Genomic DNA, 25,080 nt, shown 5'->3' on the forward strand with positions numbered 1-25,080 from the left:
GTATTCCTTATACTTTTGAAAGGTAAAACCCAGGTTCAAGCCTAAACTCAAAAGTAACCAGGCGTTGCAATACAGCCGAGGCGACAAACAGCCGTACAGTCGTGTTGCCACCCTCCATTGTGTACAATCGCGGTGTTTTTTACGCGATACTTGCCAGCGACCCACTGTGCCGTATTACAGTCACGGTCAATTCGCCGCAGTTTTTCCGACTCGAGTGCCCATGAACGAACAGTTGCAACCCCTAAAGAAACAACCGCGAGCAGGCAAAGCCGGCCGCAGCGGTACCCAGGACGATATTGTCTACGCGCATATCTTCGAGGCCATCCTCGAACAGCGTCTGGCGCCCGGTACCAAGTTGAGCGAAGAAGCGCTGGGGGAAATTTTCGGGGTCAGTCGCACCATCATTCGCCGCGCGCTCTCGCGCCTGGCCCATGAAGGCGTCGTGCTCCTGCGTCCGAACCGTGGCGCTGTCGTCGCCAGCCCGAGTGTCGAAGAGGCTCGCCAGGTGTTCATGGCCCGGCGTCTGGTGGAGCGAGCGATCACTGAATTGGCGGTGCAGCACGCCACTGCCGAGCAGATTGCCGAGTTGCGCCAGATGGTCAACGACGAGCGCGACAGCTTCTCCCGTGGCGATCGCGGCGCCGGTATTCGTCTGTCGGGCGAGTTCCACTTGAAACTGGCTGAAGCGGCGAAAAATGCTCCGCTGATCAGCTTCCAGCGCAGCCTGGTGTCCCAGACGTCGTTGATCATTGCCCAGTATGAAAGCGGCAATCGCTCCCACTGTTCCTACGACGAGCACACCCAGCTGATCGACGCCATCGAAGCGCGCAACGCTGAGCTGGCGGTGGACCTGATGATGCATCACATGGATCACATCGACAGCAAACTCAACCTCGACGAAGAAAGCGCGTCGGATGATTTGCATGCGGTGTTCTCGCATTTGTTGCAGACCAAGAAACCAGGGCGGCCAGCGGTCAAACTCTGACACCGCGTCGCGTCCATCGCGAGCAGGCTCGCTCCCACAAGGTTTTGTATTGAATGCAAATCTTGTAACCACTGAAGATCAACTGTGGGAGATTCTATGTTGCAGGGCAACCCCGCAACCTCAGGCCGGGTGGTATTCGCTCTGATTTTTCATCAGGGCAAATGCCACCCGGCAGAGTTTCCGGGCAAGGGCCACCAAGGCCTGGGTTTTCGAGAAGCCTCTTGCCAAATACGACTCGTAAAACGGTTTCCATTTAGCTGAGCGACAGGCTGCCATTGCGGCGTTGTAAGCCAACCGGCGGACTTCCGGATCCCCTTTTTTTGTCAGGTGCCGGGGGCCGTTCTTCTTCCCGGAGTCATCGACCGTAAGGTCCATCCCTAGAAACGCGATGAACGCATCACTATTGGCAAAATCACCGCGCATAAAGGTCGTCGCCAACCCGGTTGCAGTCAGTTCGCCAACCCCTTCGATGGCTTTGCAGCGGTCGATATTCTCTTCAATACCCGCCTCTTTGCTGACCTTGCGCAGCAGTTTCTGAATGGCCTGATCCGCTTGCTTGAAGGCCTTTTGCTGGGCGCTCTGTACTTTCTTCAACAAGGGTTCATTGGCCCAGCTCAGCATCAGACCGGCATGGTTCTGGATCAGCGTTGCACGTCTGTGGAGCAGGCTTTTCAGCGAGGTGTAGGCCTTGGGTGGTGGGCTCCAGATCCGCAGTCCGTCTTGTTCGTTCGTCAAATAACGCGCCAGCAGACGGGCATCGCAGGGATCGTTCTTGGCTCGTTGGCCGATGCCGCGGCGATAGTTGCTCACCCGATAAGCATCCACGACATAGACCTGGTGCCCCATCGCATGGGCCAGCTCGACGGTGTCCAGGTGGTAGATGTTGGTGGCTTCAACGGCGATAGCGCTTTGGGCGGGCAATGTTTTAAGCCAGCGTTTGAGGGCTGTTCGATCGTTCTTGATGGTGTCAGTGGTTAGCCGGTCGGAGCGATAGACAACTATTTCGGTCTTGGCGATATCGACGCCAACCACCGTCTGCGAAGTAAGGATTGTCATGACGAATCCTCGGAGCTAGGGTTTAAGAGCTTGTCGGGGTCTACCGTTGCGCTGGCTTGCCTCTATCGTCGGTTTTACCGATGAATTCCTTATCGGCGCTTTGGGTAGAAGGGGCGGGATGAGAAGTCTCCCACGGTCTGTACTGGTCAGAGTCAGAATCGAGCTTTTAGTCCCGCCCACCCCTTCAAGTCTAAACATACAAGCGAGCCTGCTCGCGAAGGCGATCTGACAGGCAATAAAAATCCCCCGGGCTGTACGGCGACGGGGGATTTTTTATGCCCGGAAGATCTTAGCGCTGATGCACCTGATTCCCCGCCGCATATGTCTGCAACACCGTCCGGTCATCCCCCAGCGTCATCAATACAAACAACGTTTCGGCAATGTTATTGGCCTGCTTCAAGCGATAGCTCAGCAGCGGTGTGGCGTTGTAGTCCAGTACCAGGAAGTCGGCGTCGGTGCCCGGTTGCAGGGTGCCAATCTTGTCTTCCAGGCGCAACGCGCGGGCGCCGCCGAGGGTCGCCAGGTACAGCGACTTGAACGGGCTCAGTCGCGCACCTTGCATCTGCATGACCTTGTAGGCTTCGTTCAGGGTCTGCAGCAGTGAGAAACTGGTGCCGCCACCGACGTCTGTGCCCAAACCAACATTCAATTTGTGCTTCTCGGCCATCGGCAGGTTGAACAGGCCGCTGCCGAGGAAGAAGTTCGAGGTCGGGCAGAAGGCGATTGCCGAGCCGGTTTCCGCCAGTCGTGCGCATTCATCGTCGCACAGGTGTACGCCGTGGGCGAATACCGAGCGCTCGCCGAGCAGCTTGTAATGGTCGTAGACGTCCAGGTAGCCCTTGCGCTCCGGGAACAGCTCCTTGACCCACTCGACTTCCTTGAGGTTTTCGCTGATGTGAGTCTGCATGTACAGGTCTGGGAATTCGCTGAGCAACTGGCCGGCGAGGGTCAGCTGTTCCGGGGTGCTGGTCGGGGCGAACCGCGGGGTGACCGCGTAGTGCAGGCGACCCTTGCCGTGCCAGCGCTCGATCAGCGCCTTGCTTTCGACGTAGCTGGATTCGGCGGTGTCGGTCAGGTAGTCCGGCGCGTTGCGGTCCATCATCACCTTGCCGGCAATCATCCGCAGGTCCAGCTGTTCGGCGGCCTCGAAGAACGAGTTCACTGATTGTGGATGCACGCTGCCGAACACCAGCGCCGTAGTGGTGCCGTTGCGCAGCAGTTCCTTGATGAAAATGCCCGCGACCTCGTCGGCGTGAGCCTTGTCGGCGAACTGGCTTTCGCACGGGAAGGTGTAAGTGTTGAGCCAGTCCAGCAGTTGCTCGCCGTAGGCACCGACCATGCCGGTTTGCGGCAAGTGAATGTGGGTGTCGATGAAGCCAGGGGTGATCAGCGCGTCCTGATAATGGGTGATCTCGATGTCGGCCGGCAGGGTCGGCAGCAAGTCGCTGGCGTGACCAAGGGCGCTGATCTGGCCGTTATCGACCACCAGCAGGCCATCTTCGAAATACTCGTAAGAGGCTTCGATACCGACTTCGGCAGGATCGGCGATGCTGTGCAGAATGGCGGCGCGGTAGGCTTTGCGAGTCAGAGGCATAAAATTTCTCAATTCGTGGCTTGGCTGCGGCGTGAAGCAGGCAGCAGTTTGGCGATCGATGATCCGGCGCTGGCGGTGTGCTGGCCGAAATTGGCGTTATAGGTGGCGATGATTTCGCCGGCGATGGAGATGGCGATTTCCACAGGCAACTTGCCTTTGACTTCGCCGATGCCCATCGGACAGCGCATGCGTTGCAGCACGGCGCTGTCGAAACCACGGTCACGCAAGCGGTGTTCGAATTTCACCCGTTTGGTCTTCGAACCGATCAGGCCGAAGTAGGCGAAGTCGTTGCGCTTGAGGATCGCGGCGGTGAGTTCGAGGTCGAGCTGGTGGTTGTGGGTCATGACGATGCAATAGCTGCCGGCGGGCAGGTCATCGATTTCGTCCACCGGTTCTTCGGCGACGATTTTGCGTACGCCATGGGGGATCTGTTCCGGGAATTCGGCGTCCCGCGAATCGATCCAGCGCACCCGGCAGGGCAGGCTGGCGAGCAGCGGCACCAGCGCCCGGCCGACGTGGCCGGCACCGAATACGGCGATCTGCGCCTGGACCTGGCCCATCGGTTCGAACAGCAACACCGTCACGCCACCACAGCACTGACCCAGGCTGGCGCCGAGGCTGAAGCGCTCAAGGTGCGTGTCCTGCTTACCGCTGGCCAGCATTTCGCGGCCGATTTGCATGGCCTTGTATTCCAGATGCCCGCCACCGATGGTGTCGAAGGTCTGGCTGGCGCTGATGACCATCTTCGAGCCGGCGTTACGCGGCGTCGAGCCGAGTTCTTCGATTATCGTGACCAACACGCAGGGTTCACCCTGGGATTGCAGGTCGGCGAGGGCATCGATCCAGTTGTACATGTTTCACCTCAACATCTCTGTTGTCTGTTCGGGCCTCTTCGCGGGCAAGCCTCGCTCCTACGGGAATGGTGATGTTCGAATGATCACCGCAAACCTGTAGGAGCGAGGCTTGCCCGCGAAGGCCGCGCCTCGGTCTAGAGCGAAGCCAGCTCGGTTTCAGCTTCCACGGCTTTCGCCGCCTTCAACTGGCGCATCTGCTCACAGCCCCACAACACCCGCTCCGGCGTCGCCGGTGCGTCGATTTTCGGTTGATGCTTGTAGTCGCCCAGGCTGGCAACGGCGTCCTTGATCGCACACCACGACGCAATACCCAGCATGAACGGCGGCTCGCCCACGGCCTTGGAATGGAACACCGTGTCTTCCGGGTTCTTGCGGTTTTCCACCAGCTTCACCCGCAGGTCCAACGGCATGTCGGCCACGGCCGGGATCTTGTAGCTGGCCGGGCCGTTGGTCATCAGTTTGCCTTTGTTGTTCCACACCAGTTCTTCCATGGTCAGCCAGCCCATGCCCTGGATGAAACCGCCCTCGACCTGGCCGATGTCGATGGCCGGGTTCAGCGAGTCGCCGACGTCATGCAAAATGTCGGTGCGCAGCATTTTGTACTCGCCGGTCAAGGTGTCGATGATCACCTCGCAGCACGCTGCGCCGAAGGCGTAGTAATAGAACGGCCGGCCCCGCGCCTGGCTACGGTCGTAGAAGATTTTCGGGGTCTTGTAGAACCCGGTGCTCGACAGCGACACCTGAGCGAAATACGCCTGCTGGATCAGCGATTCAAACGTCAGAATATGATCGCGAACCCGCACGTGACCGTTGTGGAACTCCACGTCTTCTTCGCTGACCTTGTATTGGCGCGCGGCGAATTCAACCAGGCGCTTTTTGATGATCTCAGCTGCATTCTGTGCGGCTTTACCGTTCAGGTCGGCGCCACTGGAAGCGGCGGTCGGCGAGGTGTTCGGCACCTTGTCAGTGTTGGTTGCGGTGATCTGCACGCGGTCCATTTCCACCTGGAACACTTCAGCCACGACCTGCGCGACTTTGGTGTTCAGGCCCTGGCCCATTTCGGTGCCGCCATGGTTGAGGTGGATGCTGCCATCGGTGTAGATATGGATCAGCGCACCGGCCTGGTTGAGGAAGCTGGCAGTGAAGGAAATACCGAATTTTACCGGGGTCAGCGCCAGGCCTTTTTTCAGGATCGGGCTGTTGGCGTTGTAGCGACGAATCGCTTCGCGGCGCTCGGCGTACTGGCTGCTTTCTTCGAGTTCGGCGGTCATTTCCTCGAGCATGTTGTGCTCGACGGTCTGGTAGTAATGGGTGACGTTGCGCTCGGTCTTGCCGTAGTAGTTGGCCTTGCGCACCGCCAGCGGATCGAGGGCCAGGTGGCGGGCAATCGCGTCCATCACTTCTTCGATGGCGACCATGCCTTGCGGGCCGCCGAAGCCACGGTAAGCGGTGTTCGACGCGGTGTTGGTCTTGCAGCGGTGACCGTTGATGGTCGCGTCGCCCAGGTAGTACGAGTTGTCGGCGTGGAACATTGCACGGTCGACAATCGACGCCGAGAGGTCCGGCGAGCAACCGCAGTTACCGGCCAGTTCCAGGGCAATGCCGTGCAGCCGGCCAGTGCTGTCGAAGCCCACGTCGTACTCGACGTAGAACGGGTGACGCTTGCCGGTCATCAGCATGTCTTCGACCCGCGGCAGGCGCATTTTGGTCGGCTGGCCGGTGAGGTGTGCAACAACTGCACAGAGGCACGCAGGGCTCGCGGCCTGGGTTTCCTTGCCGCCGAAACCACCGCCCATGCGGCGCATGTCGACGACGATCTTGTTCATCGATACGTCCAGCACTTCGGCTACAAGCTTCTGTACTTCGGTGGGGTTCTGCGTCGAGCAGTAGACAATCATGCCGCCGTCTTCGGTCGGCATCACCGAAGAGATCTGGGTTTCGAGATAGAAGTGTTCCTGGCCGCCGATGTGCAGTGTGCCTTGAATGCGGTGTTCGGCAGTGGCCAAAGCGCCGGCCGAATCACCGCGTTGATGCGTGTGGCTGTCGAGCACAAAGTGGCGTTTGCGCAGCGCTTCAACCACGTCCAGCACCGGCTCCAGATCTTCGTATTCGATGATCGCGGCCATGGCGGCTTTGCGTGCGGTTTCCAGGTCCTTCGCCGCAACGGCGAGCACCACTTGACCGACGAATTGCACGTCGTCGATAGCCAGCAATGGGTCACCTGGCAGCAATGGGCCGATGTCTTTCAGGCCTGGTACGTCTTTGTGGGTGATAGCGATGCGCACGCCTTCGAAGGCGTAGCAAGGCTGGGTGTCGATGCTGATAATTTTCGCGTGGGCGCGGTCCGACAGGCGTGCGTAAACATGTAACTGGTTCGGAAATTCCAGCCGGTCGTCGATGTACTGCGCTTCACCGGACACGTGTTTGGTGGCGCTGTCGTGCTTGACGCTGCGGCCGACACCGGTGGTCAGGTCCTTGGCGAACAGTTCAGCCAATTCGGCCTGGGTCTTCTCTACGGCGTGATGATTAGACATAAGCGGTCACCCGAGTCTCGATGTGCGGTGTTTGCAGTTCGATGAAGTACTTACGCAACAGGTTCTGGGCGCTGAGCAGGCGGTATTCCTTGCTGGCACGGAAGTCCGAGAGCGGCGTGAAATCTTCGGCCAGCGCAGCGCAGGCGCGTTCGACGGTGTCGTTGTTCCAGGTGGCGCCGAGCAATACGGCTTCGCAGCTTTTGGCGCGTTTTGGTGTGGCCGCCATGCCGCCGAAGGCGACGCGGGCGTCGGCGATCATGCCGTTGTCGATGCGCAGGTTGAAGGCGGCACAGACAGCGGAAATGTCATCGTCCAGACGCTTGGAGACTTTGTAGGCGCGGAACAGTTGTTCGGCGCTGGCACGCGGCACGATGATCTTTTCGATGAACTCGCTTTCCTGGCGCGCGGTGACCCGGTAATCGATGAAGTAATCTTCCAGCGCCATCGTGCGGCGGACTTCGCCTTTGCACAGGACAATCTGCGCGCCGAGTGCAATCAACAGGGGCGGGGAGTCACCGATCGGCGAGGCGTTGCCGATGTTGCCGCCGAGGGTGCCCTGGTTGCGGATCTGCAGGGAAGCGAAGCGTTGCAGCAATTCGCCGAAATCCGGGTACTCGGCTTTCAAGGCTTCATAGCAATCGGAGAGGGCGGTGGCGGCGCCGATTTCCAGGCGATCGTCGAAACGCTCGATGCGCTTCATCTCGGCGACGTTGCCGACGTAAATCATCACTGGCAAGGTGCGGTGGAACTGCGTGACTTCCAGCGCCAGATCCGTGCCGCCAGCCAGCAGGCGAGCCTGTGGATAAGCGTCATAGAGGTCAGCCAGATCGGCGACGGTCAGCGGCACCAGGCAGCGCTTGTCGCCACTGTTGAGTTCGCCAATATCGGTAGGGGCGATGGCTTTGAGGCGAGCGATGGTGTCGGCCTCACGCGCATCGAACTGGTCCGTTTGCTTGCCGCAGCAGGATTGTTCGGCGGCAGCCAGAATCGGCCGATAGCCAGTGCAGCGGCAAAGGTTGCCGGCCAGCGCTTCGTGGGCTTTATGCGCATCCGGTTGATCGCTGTTCTTTTGCAGCGCGAACAGCGACATCACGAAGCCCGGTGTGCAGAAGCCGCATTGCGAGCCGTGGCACTCGACCATGGCTTTTTGCACGCTGTGCAGCTCGCCTTGGTGCTTGAGGTCTTCAACGCTGATCAATTGTTTGCCGTGCAGTGACGAAACGAACGTCAGACACGAGTTGAGGCTGCGATAGCGAATGTGTTCGCGGCCATCGTCATCCGTTTGCAGCTCGCCGACCACCACGGTGCACGCGCCGCAGTCACCGCTGGCGCAGCCTTCTTTGGTGCCGGGTTTGCCCACATGGTCGCGCAGATAATTGAGCACGGTCAGGTTTGGGTCCAGGGCGTGCTCGCTACGGAGTTCCTGGTTAAGTAAAAACTGGATCACGGAAGGCCTCGCAGACTCATTATTGTTGTTAACCGACTTGAACCGAATTTATCAGGTCTGACTTTCCGGTCAATGATTTTCTGACTTAAAGGTCAGGAAATAGCATTTTGTCGATAAACGACTCGTTCCTTTATTATTGACCCTCACGGGATAGCCTGCTTTTTGCTTGAATCGTGCCAAAAACCGCCCAGTGGGCACTCCGCCATGACCCTTCATGTGCGCTACACTGCGCCGCTTGTGCAGATCGAAGAGTTTGAAGGACAACCATGACGTTCAAGGCGCCGGACAGCCTCGCCGAGCAAATTGCTCACCACCTCGCCGAACGCATCATTCGTGGCGAAATGAAGCCCGGGGAGCGCATCCAGGAACAGAAGGTCACGCTGGCCCTCAATGTCAGCCGCGGTTCGGTCCGTGAAGCCTTGCTGATCCTCGAGCGCCGCCACCTGATCGCGATCCTGCCGCGACGCGGCGCCCACGTGACCGAGCTGACGGTTCACAAGGTCCGAAGCCTGTGCACGCTGATGAGCGAGCTTTACATCTTGCTCGGCAATGCAGTGGCCAGCGGCTGGCAAGTCCAGACCGACATGGCGCCGTTCGTGCAAATCCAGCAGCGTCTGACCGCCAGCTACGAGCGCCAGGACATTCGCACCTTTGTCGACGACAGCTTCAGTGTGATGCGCGCCGCGTATCCGTTCGCCAACAACCCGTACTTGCAGGAAACCGTCGAGAATCTGCAGCCGGCCATGAGCCGCGCGTATTTCCTCGCCCTGGAACAGCGCAAGGCCTCGATGAGCGAGTTCCTCGAACTGTTCGAACGCTTGCTCGCCGCCGTGCTGGCCCGTGATTTTCCGCAGATCCGCATTGTGCTGACGGCGTATGCCCAGCGCAGCAGTGATCTGGTGGTCTCCGCCCTGACGGACGCTTAAGCGTGCGGCTAAAGTGCATCAAACTGGCGGGGTTCAAATCCTTCGTCGACCCGACCACGGTGAACTTCCCCAGTAACATGGCGGCGGTGGTCGGGCCCAATGGTTGCGGCAAGTCGAACATCATCGACGCCGTGCGTTGGGTGATGGGCGAGAGTTCGGCCAAGAACCTGCGCGGCGAGTCGATGACCGACGTCATCTTCAACGGCTCAACCAGCCGTAAACCGGTGAGCCAGGCCAGCATCGAGCTGGTGTTCGATAACTCCGACGGCACCCTGCTCGGCGAATACGCGGCCTACGCGGAAATTTCCATTCGCCGCAAAGTGACGCGCGACAGCCAGACCACTTACTACCTCAACGGCACCAAATGCCGTCGTCGCGATATCACGGATATCTTCCTCGGCACCGGCCTCGGCCCGCGCAGCTACTCGATTATCGAGCAGGGGATGATCTCCAAGCTGATCGAGTCCAAGCCCGAAGACCTGCGCAACTTTATTGAAGAAGCGGCGGGCATTTCCAAGTATAAGGAGCGCCGGCGCGAGACTGAAAACCGCATCCGCCGCACCCACGAGAACCTGGCCCGCCTGACCGACCTGCGCGAAGAACTCGAGCGTCAGCTTGAACGCTTGTACCGCCAGGCCGAGGCCGCCAAGAAGTATCAGGAATACAAGGGCGAGGAGCGTCAGCTCAAGGCCCAACTGTCGGCCTTGCGCTGGCAGGCGTTGAATGAACAGGTTGGTCAGCGCGAAGCGATCATCGGCAATCAGGAAGTCACGTTCGAAGCCCTGGTTGCGGAGCAGCGCAATGCCGACGCGGCCATTGAACGCCTGCGCGACGGTCACCACGACTTGTCCGAGCGCTTCAATCTGGTGCAGGGGCGCTTCTATTCGGTCGGCGGCGACATCGCCCGGGTCGAGCAGAGCATCCAGCACGGTCAGCAGCGTTTGCGCCAATTGCAGGACGACCTGAAAGAAGCCGAGCGCGCGCGTCTGGAAACCGAGTCTCACTTGGGCCACGACCGCACCTTGCTGCTAACGCTGGGCGAAGAGCTGGACGTGCTCACCCCCGAACAGGAAGTCACCAGCGCCGCCGCCGAAGAAGCCGCCGCCGCGCTGGAAGAATCCGAAACCACCATGCACGCCTGGCAGGAACAGTGGGACACCTTCAACCTGACGGCCGCCGAACCGCGCCGCCAATCCGAAGTTCAGCAGTCGCGGATCCAGCAGCTGGAAACCAGCATGGAGCGCCTGGCCGATCGTCAGAAGCGTCTCGGCGAAGAGCGCGCCTTGCTCTCGGCAGACCCGGAAGAGGCGGCGATCATGGAACTCAGCGAGCAACTCACCGCCAGCGAAGCAACGCTTGAAGATTTACAGGCCAGCGAAGAAGCCCAGGTCGAACGCCTTGAGCAACTGCGTCAGGAATTGCAATTAGCGCTGCAAAATCAGCAACAGGCTCAGGGCGACTTGCAGCGTCTGAACGGTCGCCTTGCCTCCCTTGAGGCCTTGCAGCAAGCCGCGCTCGATCCCGGCACCGGTACCGCAGAATGGCTGCGCGAACAACATTTGGCGGACCGTCCGCGTCTGGCCGAAGGCCTGAAAGTCGAAGCCGGTTGGGAGCTGGCGGTGGAAACCGTGCTCGGCGCCGACCTGCAAGCGGTGCTGGTAGATGACTTCGGTGACTTCGATCTGGCCGGTTTTGCCCAGGGCGATTTGCGTTTGCTCAGCCCCGCCAGTGATGGCGTGCGCGTGCCCGGCAGCTTGCTCGATAAAGTGGAAGCGCAGATCGATCTGGCGCCATGGTTGGGGCAGGTTAAACCGGTCGACAGCCTCGAACAGGCGTTGGCCCTGCGCAATCAATTGACCGCCGGCCAGAGTCTGATCAGCCGCGACGGATACTGGGTCGGTCGACACTTTTTGCGCGTACGTCGGGCCAGCGAAGCGGAAAGCGGTGTACTGGCTCGAGGTCAGGAAATCCAGCGTCTGGGCCTCGAGCGCGATGAGCGCGAAGCCACGGTCGAAACCCTGGAAACCCAACTTCAGAATCTCAGGGCGCAACAGCGTCAGCAGGAAAACGGTCGCGAACATCTGCGCCGTCTGCTGCAAGACGAAGCCCGTCAGCAAGGTGAATTTAAAGCCCAGTTGTCCGCCGGCAAAGCCAAGGCCGAACAACTGACCCTGCGTCGTACACGCCTGGACGAAGAACTCACCGAATTGGCTGAGCAACGCGCTCTGGAGCACGAAAATATCGGCGAAGCGCGTCTGCAATTGCAGGAAGCCCTCGACAGCATGGCGCTGGACACCGAGCAGCGCGAGTTGCTGCTGGCTCAGCGCGACAGCTTGCGCGAGCGACTCGATCGGGTGCGGCAGGAAGCCCGGCAGCACAAGGATCACGCCCATCAACTGGCGGTGCGTCTGGGTTCGCTCAAGGCACAACACGACTCGACGCGTCAGGCGCTGGAACGTCTGGAGATGCAATCCGAGCGCCTGACCGAGAAGCGCGAACAGCTGAGTCTCAACCTGGAGGAGGGCGAAGCGCCGCTGGAGGAATTGCGCCTGAAGCTTGAAGAGCTGCTCGACAAACGCATGACCGTCGACGAAGAACTAAAGACTGCGCAGATCGCTCTGGAAGACGCTGACCGTGAATTGCGTGATGCGGAAAAACGTCGCAACCAGGCCGAGCAGCAATCGCAGTTGATTCGGGGGCAGATGGAAACACAACGCATGGAATGGCAGGCCCTGACCGTGCGCCGCAAGACCTTGGAAGATCAGTTGCTGGAAGACGGTTACGACCTCCACGGCGTGCTCGCCACCCTGGTGGCCGACGCCAACGAGAAAGACGCGGAAGAAGAACTCGAACGCATTGCCGCGCGCATTCAGCGTCTCGGTGCGATCAACCTGGCGGCCATCGACGAATACCAGCAACAATCCGAGCGTAAACGTTATCTGGATGCGCAGAACGACGATCTGGTCGAGGCGCTGGATACGCTCGAAAACGTGATTCGCAAGATCGACAAGGAAACCCGAAACCGCTTCAAAGATACCTTTGATCAGATCAATGGCGGTTTACAGGCCCTTTTCCCAAAAGTTTTCGGGGGAGGCCGCGCGTATTTGGAACTGACGGGCGAAGATCTACTCGATACAGGGGTAACGATCATGGCGCAGCCGCCAGGAAAGAAGAACAGCACCATCCATTTGCTCTCCGGTGGCGAAAAAGCCCTGACTGCCCTGGCTCTGGTTTTTGCCATCTTCAAGTTGAATCCGGCGCCGTTCTGCATGCTCGATGAAGTTGACGCGCCATTGGATGACGCTAACGTTGGACGCTACGCACGGCTGGTCAAAGAGATGTCGCAGACGGTGCAGTTCATCTATATCACCCACAACAAGATCGCCATGGAAATGGCCGAGCAACTGATGGGGGTGACGATGCACGAGCCGGGTTGTTCGCGTCTGGTGGCAGTGGATGTCGAGGAGGCGATGGCGATGGTGGATGCCTGAGTCGGCGCTTGTAGGAGAGGTATTTTTGAGTTGTAGGACTTATTTACCTGCCCTGACTTGCTGGCCAATCGACATAATCGCGCAAGCCGTTGTGACAGACGGTGTAAAGTTGCCTTTGGTCGTGCTAGTTTAATGTCAATTTTTCGTATACGTGGGCAAAACGCCTGTCAGAACATAGAGTTGGCGCCACGTTTTAAAGCGGTTTACGAGTTGTAAACCTCTTATTTTTCAGCATTTTTTATAGAGGCACGGGATTACATGGAAATCGGTCTGCGCGAGTGGCTGATCGTCATCGGCATTATTGTCATTGCCGGTATTCTTTTCGATGGCTGGCGTCGCATGCGCGGCGGCAAGGGGAAACTGAAATTCCGTCTCGACCGAAGTTTGTCCAACTTGCAGGACGAGGACACCAGCGCCGAGCTGTTGGGCCCGCCCCGTGTGCTGGATACGCATAAAGAGCCGCAACTGGACGAGCACGATCTGCCGTCGGTGAGCATGCCTGCCCGTGAACCGCGTGAGTCGGGTTCCAAGCGCGGCAAGCGTGGCCATGGCGAGCCTTCCCAGGGCGACATGAACCTCAGTCTGGATCTGGACGGCGGCCCGAGCTTCAGCAGCCGTGACGACGATTTCCCGGATGACACCAAGGCTTCGAGTTCGGCCAGCGACAAGGAACAACCGCAAGCCGAAGAAGTGCTGGTGATCAGCGTGATTTGCCGTGACGCCGCCGGCTTCAAAGGCCCGGCGCTGTTGCAGAACATTCTGGAAAGCGGTCTGCGTTTCGGCGAGATGGACATCTTCCACCGCCACGAAAGCATGGCCGGCAATGGCGAGGTCCTGTTCTCGATGGCCAATGCGGTCAAGCCGGGTGTTTTCGATCTGGACGACATCGACCACTTCAGCACACCGGCAGTGAGCTTCTTCCTCGGTCTGCCAGGCCCGCGTCATCCGAAGCAAGCCTTCGACGTGATGGTGGCCGCGGCGCGCAAACTGTCTCAGGAGCTGAACGGCGAACTGAAAGACGATCAGCGCAGCGTGCTGACTGCCCAGACGATCGAGCATTACCGTCAGCGCATCGTTGAATTCGAACGTCGCGCCCTGACCCAGAAGCGTTGATTCAAAAGGTTGTTCCCGCGCCGCGCGCGGGACGATCAGCAAAATAGATTGAGCAGCCTCGGCTGCTCTTTTGCTTTATGAGAGAACACCCATGACCGCCGCCAAAAACCGCATTCTAGAGCTGCGTGCTGAGCTGGATCAGCATAACTATCGCTACCACGTGCTGGACGAGCCGAGCATTCCGGACGCCGAATACGACCGGTTGTTCCACGAGCTCAAGGCCCTCGAAGCGGCGCATCCCGAACTGATCACCAGCGACTCGCCGACCCAACGTGTCGGCAGTGCGGCGCTGTCGGCGTTCACTCAGGTTCGCCACGAAGTACCGATGCTCAGCCTCGGTAACGCCTTCGAAGAAACCGACATGCGCGAGTTCGATCGTCGGGTGACTGAAGGTCTCGACCTGCCGGTTGGCGACTTGTTCGGCGGCGGCGCGGCGGTGGAATACAGCTGTGAACCCAAACTCGATGGCCTGGCAGTCAGCTTGTTGTATCAGGACGGCGTGCTGGTGCGCGGTGCGACTAGAGGCGATGGCACCACCGGCGAAGACATCAGCGTCAACGTCCGTACCGTGCGCAACATTCCGCTCAAGCTGCACGGTACTGGCTGGCCGGCGACCCTGGAAGTGCGCGGTGAAGTGTTCATGTCCAAGGCCGGTTTCGAACGCCTCAACGCCACGCAGCTGGAAGTCGGCGGCAAGACCTTCGCCAATCCGCGCAACGCGGCGGCTGGCAGCTTGCGTCAGCTCGATTCGAAGATCACGGCCAACCGTCCGCTGGAGTTCTGTTGCTATGGCATCGGCCAGATTTCGGCTGATATTGCTGATACGCACATTGGCAATCTGCAGCAGCTCAAGGCTTGGGGCATGCCGATCAGTCATGAGTTGAAACTGGCTCAGGGTATTGATGAATGCCTGGATTACTACCGTGACATCGGCGAGCGCCGAAATTCGCTGCCCTACGAAATCGACGGCGTGGTGTTCAAGGTCAACAGCATTGCCTCTCAGCGTGAGCTGGGCTTCCGTGCTCGTGAACCGCGCTGGGCGATCGCGCACAAATTCCCGGCCATGGAAGAGCTCACTGAATTGCTCGACGTGGAATTCCAGGTCGGTCGCACCGGCGCGGTGACGCCGGTGGCGCGCTTGAAGCCGGTCAAGGTCGCCGGTGTGACCGTGGCCAACGCAACGCTGCACAACATGGACGAAGTGGCGCGTCTGGGCCTGATGATTGGCGACACCGTGATCATCCGCCGCGCAGGCGATGTGATTCCGCAGGTGGTGCAGGTGGTCATGGAGCGTCGCCCGGAAACCGCGCGAGCCGTGCAGATTCCTGAGAAGTGCCCGGTCTGTGGCTCGCATGTCGAGCGCACGCAACTGGTCAAGCGCAGCAAAGGTCGCGAGACCGTCAGCGAAGGCGCGGTGTACCGCTGCGTCGGTCGTCTGGCCTGCGGTGCGCAACTCAAGCAGGCAATCATTCACTTCGTCTCCCGTCGCGCGATGGACATCGAAGGTCTGGGAGAGAAGAGCGTCGAGCAGTTAGTAGATGAAGGACTGGTGAATTCGCCGGCCGATTTGTACGCGCTGACGTTCGAGCAAATCGTCGATCTGGAAGGCTTTGCCGAACTGTCGAGCAAGAACCTGCTCAGCGCCATCGAAGACAGCAAGAAGCCGAGCCTGGCACGCTTCATCTACGCCCTCGGGATTCCCGATGTCGGCGAAGAGACGGCCAAGGTGCTGGCGCGTTCTCTCGGCTCGCTGGAGCGGGTTCAGCAAGCCTTGCCGCAAGTGCTCACGTACTTGCCGGACGTGGGCCTGGAAGTGGCTTATGAGATTCACAGCTTCTTTGAAGATGCGCATAACCAGCAGGTGATCAAGGATCTGCTCAAGCATGGCCTGCAGATTCAGGATCAGGGTGAGCTGGGCGCCGAGTTTGCTGCCAGCACTACGTTGGGCGGTTTCCTCGACAAGTTGCACATACCTTCGGTGGGGCCGGGTGGGGCGCAGAAATTGGCGGACAAGTTTGGTTCGCTTGAAGGGGTTTTCAGCGCCGACTGGCTGGATATGCGTCAGGCGCTGCCGGAGAAACAGGCCACTTCGGTTCGGGAGTTCTTTGCAGTTGCGCAAAATCGCCAAATTGCTGAAGCCGCCGAGAAACAGCTGCGTGATTTCGGCATGCACTGGCAGAGCGAGAAGAAAGTCGTTGAAGGCTTGCCGTTGGCCGGGCAGACCTGGGTGCTGACCGGTTCGCTGGAGTTGATGAGCCGCGACATCGCCAAGGACAAACTTGAAAGTCTCGGTGCCAAGGTGGCGGGCTCGGTATCGGCCAAGACTCATTGTGTGGTCGCTGGGCCGGGTGCCGGCTCGAAGTTGGCGAAGGCCAATGAGTTGGGGTTGAAGGTTCTGGATGAAGAAGCGTTTGTCAAGTTTCTCGGCAAGCACGGTATTGCGGTTTAGTTGATCGTTACCACGCAGAGCGTGGGAACGATCTTCGCGCGGCAATGATCTAGTCTTGGCAAGCCCCAGGGAGAGATCGCCATGTACCGCTTCTTCGAACAGCTCAGTACACGCATCGCCGCGCCCTTCATCGGCGAAAGCTCGCGCAACAGCAAGGTCTGGCAGTGTCGCTGCGGGCAGCCGCTGTTTTTTCGCAACAGCCAGTGTCTGGCGTGTTCGGCGGCGTTGGGTTATCAACCGGAGCAGAGTCGCCTATCGTCGCTGCAGCCCGGCTTGCAGGCAGATACCTGGTTGCTCGACGCCGATCCCGAAGCCGGTGTCTTGCGCCGCTGCGCCAACCTCGATTCCCCGGCCGCGTGCAATTGGTTGTTGCCCGCCAATGACCACGATGCGTTATGCATCGCCTGTAGCCTGAACCACACCATCCCCGACCTGTCGATTGCCGAAAACCACGAACGCTGGCGCAAGGTCGAAACGGCCAAGCGGCGTCTGGTCGCACAGTTGGTCAGCTTGGGTTTGCAGGTGATTCCCAAAACCGTGGACGAAGAGACGGGGCTGGCTTTCGATTTTATTGGTGTCGACCTCGAAGGCAAGCCGCCAACCACCGGTCACGCCAACGGTCTGATCACCCTCGATATCAAAGAAGCCGACGACGCCCATCGCGAGCAGCTTCGGGTGCAGATGCACGAACCTTACCGCACGCTGCTCGGGCATTTTCGGCATGAAGTCGGGCATTACTACTGGGATCGGTTGATCGCCAACAGTCATTGGCTGGAACCGTTTCGCGGCCTGTTCGGCGACGAACGCGCCAGCTATGCCGACGCCCTCGAACGGCATTACCAGCAAGGTGCGCCGCTCGACTGGCAGCAACATTACGTCAGCGCCTACGCGACCATGCATCCGTGGGAGGACTGGGCCGAAACCTGGGCTCACTACCTGCACATGATGGACGCGGTGGATACGGCGCTGGGTTTCGGAATGAGTGCCAGGGAGATGGACTTCGACTATCAGCCATTTCCCCCCAGCACCCTCTACGATCCACAGCATCCCGGTGGCGCGGCGTTCCTGTCATTCGTCAATGCATGGATCGAACTGGCGGGCATGCTCAATGAACTGTCACGCAGCATGGGCCAGCCGGATTTCTATCCATTCGTCCTGCCGCCGGCAGTAATCGCCAAGCTGCACTTCATCCACCTGGTGATCCAGCAGGAGGGCGGCCGGGCGGATGAGGTGTTGCAGGGGTAGGAGCTGCCGCAGGCTGCGATCTTTTCAGGGGTTGCGCATGTCCTTGAAGCAGCACATATTTTTTAATCCCCCCGAACGGTTGTAACTTCGTCTCAGATAGGTACAATGGCGCGGCTCGCCGTCAGGTGAGCGTCGTTATGGTGACCCCATCGGTCCCCCCGCAACGATTACCCGTGAACCTGGTCAGATCCGGAAGGAAGCAGCCACAGCGGGAACATTGTGTGCCGGGGTGTGGCTGGTGGGGTTGCCTCCATAACGCACCGCGAGTCCTCTCTCGCGTTATCTGTCTAAAAATACATTCTTGTTGCTCTGCCACGGATCTTGTCCTGGGCGGTGTTTTTTCGTTTCCGGTTTTCAGAGCGAACACATAAAAGGAGGCCGGGCTGTCGAATGCGACAGCTCGGCCTCCTTTTTTATTTCTGGCTCTAAGGCTTGGACAAGGCCTGGTCAACCGCTGCAATCAGCTTTCCCAGATCCTTCGGGGTGGCTTTATGTATGACACCGAACAGATACGCCCGCTGTTCATCTTCATCGCCTAAATCTGCGAAAAAGGCTTTCAGCTTCACGCCCAACACATCGGCAAGCAGGAACAAAGCTTCCACGCTGGGGGTGTAGGTGCCGGTTTCGAAGCGGCTGATGGTTTTGGGGTCAAAACCGGTTTTTTCGCCGAGTTCAGCCTGAGTAAGCCCAGCGACCTTGCGGTAGCGCCGAATGGCCGCACCCAAACTTGAAATTTGCATCGCTTAATTCCCATTTAGAATCAAGAACTTAACGATAGATTTTTGCATTAGACAACTGCATGATCCATCACCTTGCTTTGCAAAATGTGATGCGTTTCGTAGAATCGCCGCTCAAAATAGGTATTTTGGGCCTTTAAGGTTAGTTGATCTCTGCTGTCAGGAGGCCATCAAACACTGTTCATGGAGTGATATCGTGTTGCTGCGCATTACCTATAAAAACACCTCTTCCGGGCATCCTGCACGGGTCGAGCGGTATCACCGCTAGCCACAGCGAGCCTGACTCATGGATGAGAAATACCGCAGGGCCGTGGATGCCGCCGCGATTTTTTCCGAGACCGATTTGTGCGGCCGGATCACCCACGTCAACGATCGGTTCTGTGCCGTGTCCGGCTACAGTCGCGAAGAACTGCTCGGACAGAACCATCGTCTCCTCAACTCGGGTCTGCACTCCGCCGAATTCTTCGCGGCGATGTGGCGCACCATCGCCTTGGGCAAGGTCTGGAAAGGCGAGATTTGTAATCGCGCCAAGGACGGCAGCCTGTATTGGGTCGACAGCACCATGGTGCCGGTGCTCGATGACGCTACCGGGCGGGTTGACCGTTATCTTTCGATTCGTTTCGACATCAGCGAAAAACACCAGTTGCTGCATTCACTGCAATGGCGGGTGGGGCATGACGTGCTGACCGGGCTGCCGAATCGCGCGTTCCTCTCGGATTTGCTGGATCAGGCGCTGGAGTTCTCTCGTCACGAAAACATCCCGCTGGCGGTATGCATGCTCGATCTCGACGGCTTCAAAGCGGTCAATGATGGCTACGGGCATGCCAGTGGCGATCTGCTGTTGGTCGAGGTGGCCAAGCGTTTGCGCGCCATTGTTCGCGGCGAAGATGTGGTGGCACGGTTGGCCGGTGACGAGTTTGTGCTGGTGTTGCGATACGTGCGAGATCTGGCGGAACTGCGTGCGGCGTTGAACCGGGTGCTCGGCGCTATTTCGGCTCCGTACTCGCTGCATGGCAAGAGCGTCAATGTGTTTGCCAGTATCGGCGTTACCTTGTTCCCCGACGACAATGAAGACGCCGAAACCCTGTTGCGTCATGCCGATCAGGCCATGTACGTGGCGAAACAACGCGGTCGCAATCGCTTTCATTTGTTCGACGTGTCCCGGGATCAGGAGGTCAAGGCCACTCACCAGACGGTCGCGCGAGTGCGCCAGGCGCTGGCTGCCGGTGAGTTGCGTGTGCATTTTCAGCCCAAGGTGAACATGCGTCGTGGCGAGGTTGTCGGCTTCGAGGCGTTGTTACGTTGGGAGCATCCGCAACACGGCTTGATGCCGACCCGGGAGTTTTTGCCGCTGGTGGAAGAAACGGACCTGATCATCGATATTGGTGAGTGGGTAATGGATCAGGTCCTGTCGCAGTTGCACCATTGGCAGCAAGCGGGGCAGGGCTGGCCAGTCAGCATTAATATTGCGGCACGACATTTCCAGCGCGCGGATTTCGTCGACCGGCTCAAGCACGTGCTCGCCCGGCATAGCCAGGTGGCTCCGCACATGCTCGATCTGGAAATCGTCGAGTCGGTGGCGATCGAAAACATCCAGCATGTCAGTGCCTGTTTACAGGCCTGTCAGGCGCTGGGGGTGCAGTTTTCATTGGGGGACTTCGGCACCGGTTATTCGTCCCTGAGCTACCTCAAGCGTTTGCAAACCCAAACCATCAAGATCGACAAGTCGTTCGTGCGCGACATCGTTAATGATCGTGATGATCTGGCCCTGACCATGGCGGTCATTGGCCTGGCTCGGGCCTTTGGCCGGCAGGTGATCGCCGAAGGGCTGGAAAGTATCGAGCACGGTGAATTGCTGCTGCGCCTGGGCTGCGAAGTTGCTCAAGGCTACTTCATTGCCCGGCCGATGCCGCCCGCAGAGGTGGCGGGCTGGGTCGAGGGTTTTGTCGCACCCACGCAATGGCAGGTGCTGGAGCAGGCAGGCTAGGGCTTGCCATTGGGCGCCTTGAGTGGCTCGCCACCAATGTAGAGCCGGATAATGTCGTCGATTTCCCCGGACATTTTCATTCGCACCAAGGTGCGCAAAATGCGCTGCACAGGCACCTTGGGATCGTTGCGAACATAACAACCGACACTCTGTTCCTGCAAAACCGCCACGCCTTGCAGTTGCCGGCCAGGCAGCAGGCGCTGATTGAACCAGTCCAGCGTCCATTGATTGCTCACGGCGTAGTGATAGCGTCCGGCCAGGAGTTTTTCCAGCACCTGTTCCTGGTTGCGCGCGTCTTCGCGATGCAGTCGGTCGGCGTCGAACAGCGGTAGCAGGGTCGGGTAGCTGTAGCCGAGTACCGCGCCGATGGATTGTCGCGACAAGTCCGCAGGCGTCACTGAGGTCAGCGGATCTGGCCGGCTGATCAGCATGTCGCGCTGAAACCAAAGTGGAATGCTCCAGATGTAATCCCCGGACTGATTCGGCTGCCAGGACTGCGCCGCATAGCAGCGGATATCGACTTCGCCGTGCTCCATGGCGTTTTGCACTCGCGTGCGAGGCAGCACGTGAAATTGGGCCGGCACGCCGACCTGGGTTGCTAGGCTGACCATCACGTCGTGCAGGATGCCTTGGGTGGGGTGGCCGCGTTCCAGTTGCACCATCGGCATCGTCCAACTGTCGGGCACCACAAAGCGCAATGGCGGCTCGGCGCCAGCGACATTCAGGCTGATCATCAGCAGTGCCCCCAAGACCCGCCGCATAAACGCTCCGGTGCTGATAAAACCCGAGCCGATAGAAGCCCCCCAAAGACCATCTTAGCCAGATTAGACGAGCGCACCGGATGCAATTTTGGCCTTGCTCCGATAGCATTAGCCGCTTCTGTTCCTTCGTTGCGACGGTTTTCGATGAGTTATCAGGTTCTTGCACGTAAATGGCGTCCGCGCTCGTTCCGCGAAATGGTCGGCCAGACCCATGTGCTCAAGGCTCTGATCAATGCCTTGGACAGCCAGCGGCTGCACCACGCCTATCTGTTTACCGGTACCCGCGGGGTCGGCAAGACCACCATCGCGCGGATCATCGCCAAATGCCTGAACTGTGAAACAGGTATCACTTCAACGCCTTGCGGCGAGTGCTCGGTGTGCCGCGAGATTGATGAAGGTCGCTTTGTCGACCTGATCGAGATCGACGCCGCGAGCCGGACCAAGGTCGAGGATACCCGCGAACTGCTCGACAACGTGCAGTACGCGCCGAGCCGCGGGCGCTTCAAGGTCTACCTGATCGACGAAGTGCACATGCTCTCCAGCCATTCCTTCAATGCGCTGTTGAAAACCCTTGAAGAGCCGCCGCCCTACGTCAAGTTCATCCTGGCGACCACCGATCCGCAGAAACTTCCTGCAACCATTCTTTCGCGGTGCCTGCAGTTCTCTCTGAAGAACATGACGCCGGAGCGGGTGGTCGAGCATTTGACCCACGTGCTGGGCGTTGAGAACGTGCCGTTCGAAGACGACGCGCTGTGGCTGCTGGGCCGTGCTGCCGACGGTTCGATGCGCGACGCCATGAGCCTGACCGACCAGGCCATCGCCTTCGGTGAAGGCAAAGTCATGGCCGCCGACGTACGGGCGATGCTCGGCACGCTCGATCACGGTCAGGTCTACGACGTTTTGCACGCGCTGATCGAAGGCGACGCCAAGGCCTTGCTCGAAGCCGTTCGTCACCTGGCCGAACAAGGCCCGGACTGGAACGGCGTGCTCTCGGAAATTCTCAACGTGCTGCACCGTGTCGCCATCGCCCAGGCCCTGCCTGAAGGCGTCGACAACGGTCATGGCGACCGTGACCGGGTGCTGGCACTGGCTCAGGCTCTGCCAGCCGAAGACGTGCAGTTTTATTATCAGATGGGCCTGATCGGTCGCCGCGACTTGCCGCTGGCGCCCGACCCGCGCGGTGGCTTCGAAATGGTCCTGCTGCGAATGCTCGCGTTCCGCCCGGCAGACACCTCGGACGCTCCGAGGCAACCGCTAAAGCCAGTGGGGATCAGCCAAGCCACAGTTGATTCCACAAATTCAGTGGCTGCCGCGCCCGTGGTTGCGCCGGTAGTCGCTGCGGCAGTTGCCCCCGTCGCACCTGCGCCGGTGGCGGCGGTGGTTGCTCCAGTGCAAGCGCCCGAGCCTGAGCCGGTTGCGCCCGTCGTCGCGCCCGAGCCTGTCGTTGAGCCAGCAGCGGTCGAAGCCGTCGTCGATCTGCCGTGGAACGACCCGATAGAGCCCGAAGTCGTTCAGCAACCCGCCGTCGAGCCGGTGCTGGAAACTGCCAGCGAACAACCCGAATTGGCGCCGATGCCGTTGCCGACCCCCGACAGCGTGGTGCCGGACGCACCGGAGTGGGCCGCTGCGCCGATTCCGGAGCCGTCGGTGGCCGAAGTCGATGCCGCGACGCCGGGCATGGACCTGGACGACGAGCCGCCGCTGGACGAGGACTACATCGAGCCGGATATGGAATCGGCCTACAGCTACCTCGATGAACTGGCCAGCGAACACACCGCCGAGCCAGCGCCGGAAGCCGAGCCTGAACCGGCCGCCATGCCGGCCACCGGTCTGGCGCTGCAATGGCTGGAGTTGTTCCCGAAACTGCCGATCTCCGGCATGACCGGCAGCATCGCCGCCAACTGCACGCTGATCGCTGTCGAGGGTGACAATTGGCTGATGCACCTGGACCCGGCCCACAGCGCGTTGTTCAACGCGACTCAGCAGCGTCGCTTGAACGATGCGTTGAACCAGTTTCACGGGCGTACGCTGACCCTGCGCATGGAGTTGATCAAGCCCGAGCAGGAAACCCCGGCCCAGGCTGCGTCCCGTCGCCGTGCGAACCGTCAGCGCGAGGCCGAAGAGTCGATCCACGGTGATCCGTTCATCCAGCAAATGATGCAGCAGTTCGGTGCGGTGGTCCGTAACGATACTATTGAACCTGTCGAGACCCTGGTCACTCAGGGCTAGTAACTGAAGGTGTTCGGCCGAAAGGGCCGGGCGCTGTATTTATCCAAGTACTTTTGAGGTGATTCCCATGATGAAAGGTGGCATGGCCGGCCTGATGAAGCAGGCACAGCAGATGCAGGAAAAAATGGCCAAGATGCAGGAAGAGCTGGCCAACGCCGAAGTCACCGGTAAAGCCGGTGGCGATATGGTCACCGTGGTGATGACCGGTCGTCACGACGTCAAGCGCGTGACCATCGATCCAAGCCTGGTCGAAGGCTTGAGCGAAGACGACAAAGAGATGCTGGAGGCCGTGTTCGCCGCCGCCGTCAACGATGCCGTGCGCAAGATCGAAGCCAACAGCCAGGACAAAATGTCCGGCATGACCGCTGGCATGCAACTGCCACCGGGTATGAAACTGCCATTCTGATTCGCCAAAGCGCGTCGGATGGGCTACAAAAAAATGCCAGGCATTGCGCCTGGCATTTTTGTTTCTGCCATACGCAGAGCGTTGGAACGATCGGGACCAGAAACATCGAACGCGAAACCGCCACAACGGTCTGCTCCCCTATACCGTCGAATTCATCGATCAAAGGAGACGCTCACATGCCAGACGCATTGACCCTCAACCAACGTATCGTCCTGGCGTCCCGCCCGGTAGGCGCACCGACGCCGGAGAATTTCCGTCTGGAGCGCGTTGCGCTGCCGGACCTCGCCGACGGTCAGGTGCTGCTCAAGACTCTTTATCTGTCACTCGATCCCTACATGCGCGGGCGTATGAGCGACGCGCCGTCCTACGCGGCACCGGTTGAAATCGGCGAGGTGATGACCGGTGGCGCTGTCAGCCGGGTCGAGCGCTCGCTGAATCCGAAATTCCACGAAGGTGATCTGGTGGTCGGTTCTACCGGTTGGCAGAGCCACAGCATCAGCGACGGTCGCGACATCATTCCGGTGCCGTCCGGGCTGCCGAGCCCGTCAATGGCGTTGGGCGTGTTGGGCATGCCCGGAATGACCGCTTACATGGGCCTGATGGACATCGGCCAGCCCACGGCCGGTGAAACCCTGGTGGTTGCGGCTGCATCCGGCGCCGTGGGTTCGGTGGTCGGCCAGGTGGCGAAGATCAAGGGCTTGCGCGTGGTTGGCGTGGCCGGTGGCGCGGACAAGTGCCGTTATGTGGTCGATGAGCTGGGTTTTGATGCCTGCATCGATCACAAGAGCCCGAACTTCGCCGATGAATTGGCCAAGGCGTGCTCCGAGGGCATCGACATCTATTACGAAAACGTCGGCGGCAAGGTGTTCGATGCCGTGCTGCCACTGCTCAAGCCCAAGGCGCGAATTCCACTCTGCGGCCTGATCGCGTCCTACAACGCTCACGAAGCACCGACCGGGGCGGATCGTCTGCCGCAATTGCAGCGCACGCTACTGACCAAACGTGTGCGAATCCAGGGCTTCATCGTGTTCGACGACTACGGTGATCGTCAGCCGGAATTCGTCAGCGCCATGGCGCCGTGGGTGCGCGACGGCAAGGTGAAGTTCCGCGAAGACATGGTCGACGGCCTGGAGCAGGCACCTGAAGCGTTCATCGGTCTGCTGGAAGGACGCAACTTCGGCAAACTGGTTGTGCGGGTCGCCCAGGACTGAGTAATTGACGCTAAACAGAGGCGCGGGTATAAACCGCGTCTCGTTGTTTTGTCGG

General features: G+C 59.6%; 17 protein-coding genes and 1 other RNA gene. 11 read left to right on the top strand and 7 right to left on the bottom strand.

What is annotated here, in order from left to right:
• The first annotated feature begins 220 nt into the window (after window positions 1-220).
• Window positions 221-985, top strand: coding sequence for a GntR family transcriptional regulator (locus QFX16_RS09675; RefSeq protein WP_129442830.1), 765 nt, complete (start codon window positions 221-223; stop codon window positions 983-985).
• Window positions 986-1,105: 120 nt separating this feature from the next.
• Here the strand turns inward: QFX16_RS09675 and QFX16_RS09680 are convergent, their stop codons facing one another.
• From QFX16_RS09680 to xdhA, 5 genes are all read right to left on the bottom strand, one after another.
• Window positions 1,106-2,041, bottom strand: a complete 936-nt coding sequence (locus QFX16_RS09680; protein ID WP_283180612.1) for an IS110 family RNA-guided transposase — start codon at window positions 2,039-2,041, stop codon at window positions 1,106-1,108.
• 289 nt (window positions 2,042-2,330) lie between these two features.
• Window positions 2,331-3,635 carry a guanine deaminase gene (gene guaD, locus QFX16_RS09685; protein WP_095128784.1) on the bottom strand — a complete coding sequence of 435 codons (1,305 nt, stop codon included), beginning with the start codon at window positions 3,633-3,635 and terminating at the stop codon, window positions 2,331-2,333.
• Window positions 3,636-3,643: 8 nt separating this feature from the next.
• On the bottom strand, window positions 3,644-4,489 hold the full coding sequence (gene xdhC / locus QFX16_RS09690) for a xanthine dehydrogenase accessory protein XdhC (protein WP_283183738.1): 846 nt from the start codon (window positions 4,487-4,489) through the stop codon (window positions 3,644-3,646).
• A gap of 134 nt (window positions 4,490-4,623) precedes the next feature.
• Window positions 4,624-7,023 (bottom strand): xanthine dehydrogenase molybdopterin binding subunit, encoded by a 2,400-nt coding sequence (gene xdhB, locus QFX16_RS09695; protein ID WP_283183739.1) that lies wholly within the window; start codon window positions 7,021-7,023, stop codon window positions 4,624-4,626.
• Window positions 7,016-8,470, bottom strand: coding sequence for a xanthine dehydrogenase small subunit (xdhA, locus tag QFX16_RS09700; protein WP_283183740.1), 1,455 nt, complete (start codon window positions 8,468-8,470; stop codon window positions 7,016-7,018). Before xdhA ends, xdhB begins: the two co-directional genes overlap by 8 nt.
• Before the next feature lie 266 nt (window positions 8,471-8,736).
• Here xdhA and QFX16_RS09705 point away from each other — a divergent pair, with 266 nt between their 5' ends.
• From QFX16_RS09705 to ffs, 6 genes are all read left to right on the top strand, one after another.
• Window positions 8,737-9,396 (top strand): GntR family transcriptional regulator, encoded by a 660-nt coding sequence (locus QFX16_RS09705; protein ID WP_283183741.1) that lies wholly within the window; start codon window positions 8,737-8,739, stop codon window positions 9,394-9,396.
• A gap of 2 nt (window positions 9,397-9,398) precedes the next feature.
• Complete coding sequence (gene smc, locus QFX16_RS09710) at window positions 9,399-12,887, top strand: chromosome segregation protein SMC (RefSeq protein ID WP_283183742.1); 3,489 nt, start codon at window positions 9,399-9,401, stop codon at window positions 12,885-12,887.
• 258 nt (window positions 12,888-13,145) lie between these two features.
• Window positions 13,146-14,000, top strand: coding sequence for a cell division protein ZipA (gene zipA / locus QFX16_RS09715; protein WP_283183743.1), 855 nt, complete (start codon window positions 13,146-13,148; stop codon window positions 13,998-14,000).
• Window positions 14,001-14,091: 91 nt separating this feature from the next.
• Window positions 14,092-16,449, top strand: coding sequence for an NAD-dependent DNA ligase LigA (ligA, locus tag QFX16_RS09720; RefSeq protein WP_283183744.1), 2,358 nt, complete (start codon window positions 14,092-14,094; stop codon window positions 16,447-16,449).
• Between the two features lie 81 nt (window positions 16,450-16,530).
• Complete coding sequence (locus QFX16_RS09725; RefSeq protein WP_283183745.1) at window positions 16,531-17,694, top strand: zinc-binding metallopeptidase family protein; 1,164 nt, start codon at window positions 16,531-16,533, stop codon at window positions 17,692-17,694.
• Window positions 17,695-17,841: 147 nt separating this feature from the next.
• An RNA gene (ffs, locus tag QFX16_RS09730) (signal recognition particle sRNA small type) lies at window positions 17,842-17,938 on the top strand.
• Window positions 17,939-18,119: 181 nt separating this feature from the next.
• Here the strand turns inward: ffs and QFX16_RS09735 are convergent.
• Window positions 18,120-18,434: a helix-turn-helix domain-containing protein gene (locus QFX16_RS09735; RefSeq protein WP_283183746.1), complete on the bottom strand. Its 315-nt coding sequence runs from the start codon at window positions 18,432-18,434 to the stop codon at window positions 18,120-18,122.
• A gap of 283 nt (window positions 18,435-18,717) precedes the next feature.
• Between QFX16_RS09735 and QFX16_RS09740 the strand changes: the two genes are divergently transcribed.
• The gene (locus QFX16_RS09740) at window positions 18,718-20,418 is read left to right on the top strand and encodes a putative bifunctional diguanylate cyclase/phosphodiesterase (protein ID WP_283183747.1); all 1,701 of its coding nucleotides are present in this window, start codon (window positions 18,718-18,720) and stop codon (window positions 20,416-20,418) included.
• On the opposite strand, the gene QFX16_RS09745 is transcribed toward QFX16_RS09740, so the two are convergent.
• Window positions 20,415-21,179: a substrate-binding periplasmic protein gene (locus QFX16_RS09745; RefSeq protein WP_283183748.1), complete on the bottom strand. Its 765-nt coding sequence runs from the start codon at window positions 21,177-21,179 to the stop codon at window positions 20,415-20,417. The two genes, QFX16_RS09740 and QFX16_RS09745, sit on opposite strands and share 4 nt — an antisense overlap.
• A 144-nt stretch (window positions 21,180-21,323) precedes the next feature.
• Here QFX16_RS09745 and dnaX point away from each other — a divergent pair, with 144 nt between their 5' ends.
• From dnaX to curA, 3 genes are all read left to right on the top strand, one after another.
• Window positions 21,324-23,408, top strand: coding sequence for a DNA polymerase III subunit gamma/tau (gene dnaX, locus QFX16_RS09750; RefSeq protein ID WP_283183749.1), 2,085 nt, complete (start codon window positions 21,324-21,326; stop codon window positions 23,406-23,408).
• Between the two features lie 67 nt (window positions 23,409-23,475).
• The gene (locus tag QFX16_RS09755) at window positions 23,476-23,814 is read left to right on the top strand and encodes a YbaB/EbfC family nucleoid-associated protein (protein WP_008028561.1); all 339 of its coding nucleotides are present in this window, start codon (window positions 23,476-23,478) and stop codon (window positions 23,812-23,814) included.
• Window positions 23,815-23,990: 176 nt separating this feature from the next.
• Window positions 23,991-25,025: an NADPH-dependent curcumin/dihydrocurcumin reductase gene (gene curA, locus QFX16_RS09760; RefSeq protein ID WP_283183750.1), complete on the top strand. Its 1,035-nt coding sequence runs from the start codon at window positions 23,991-23,993 to the stop codon at window positions 25,023-25,025.
• The last annotated feature ends 55 nt before the right edge of the window (window positions 25,026-25,080 follow it).

This window comes from Pseudomonas svalbardensis (assembly GCF_030053115.1).
Lineage (GTDB): Bacteria > Pseudomonadota > Gammaproteobacteria > Pseudomonadales > Pseudomonadaceae > Aquipseudomonas > Aquipseudomonas svalbardensis.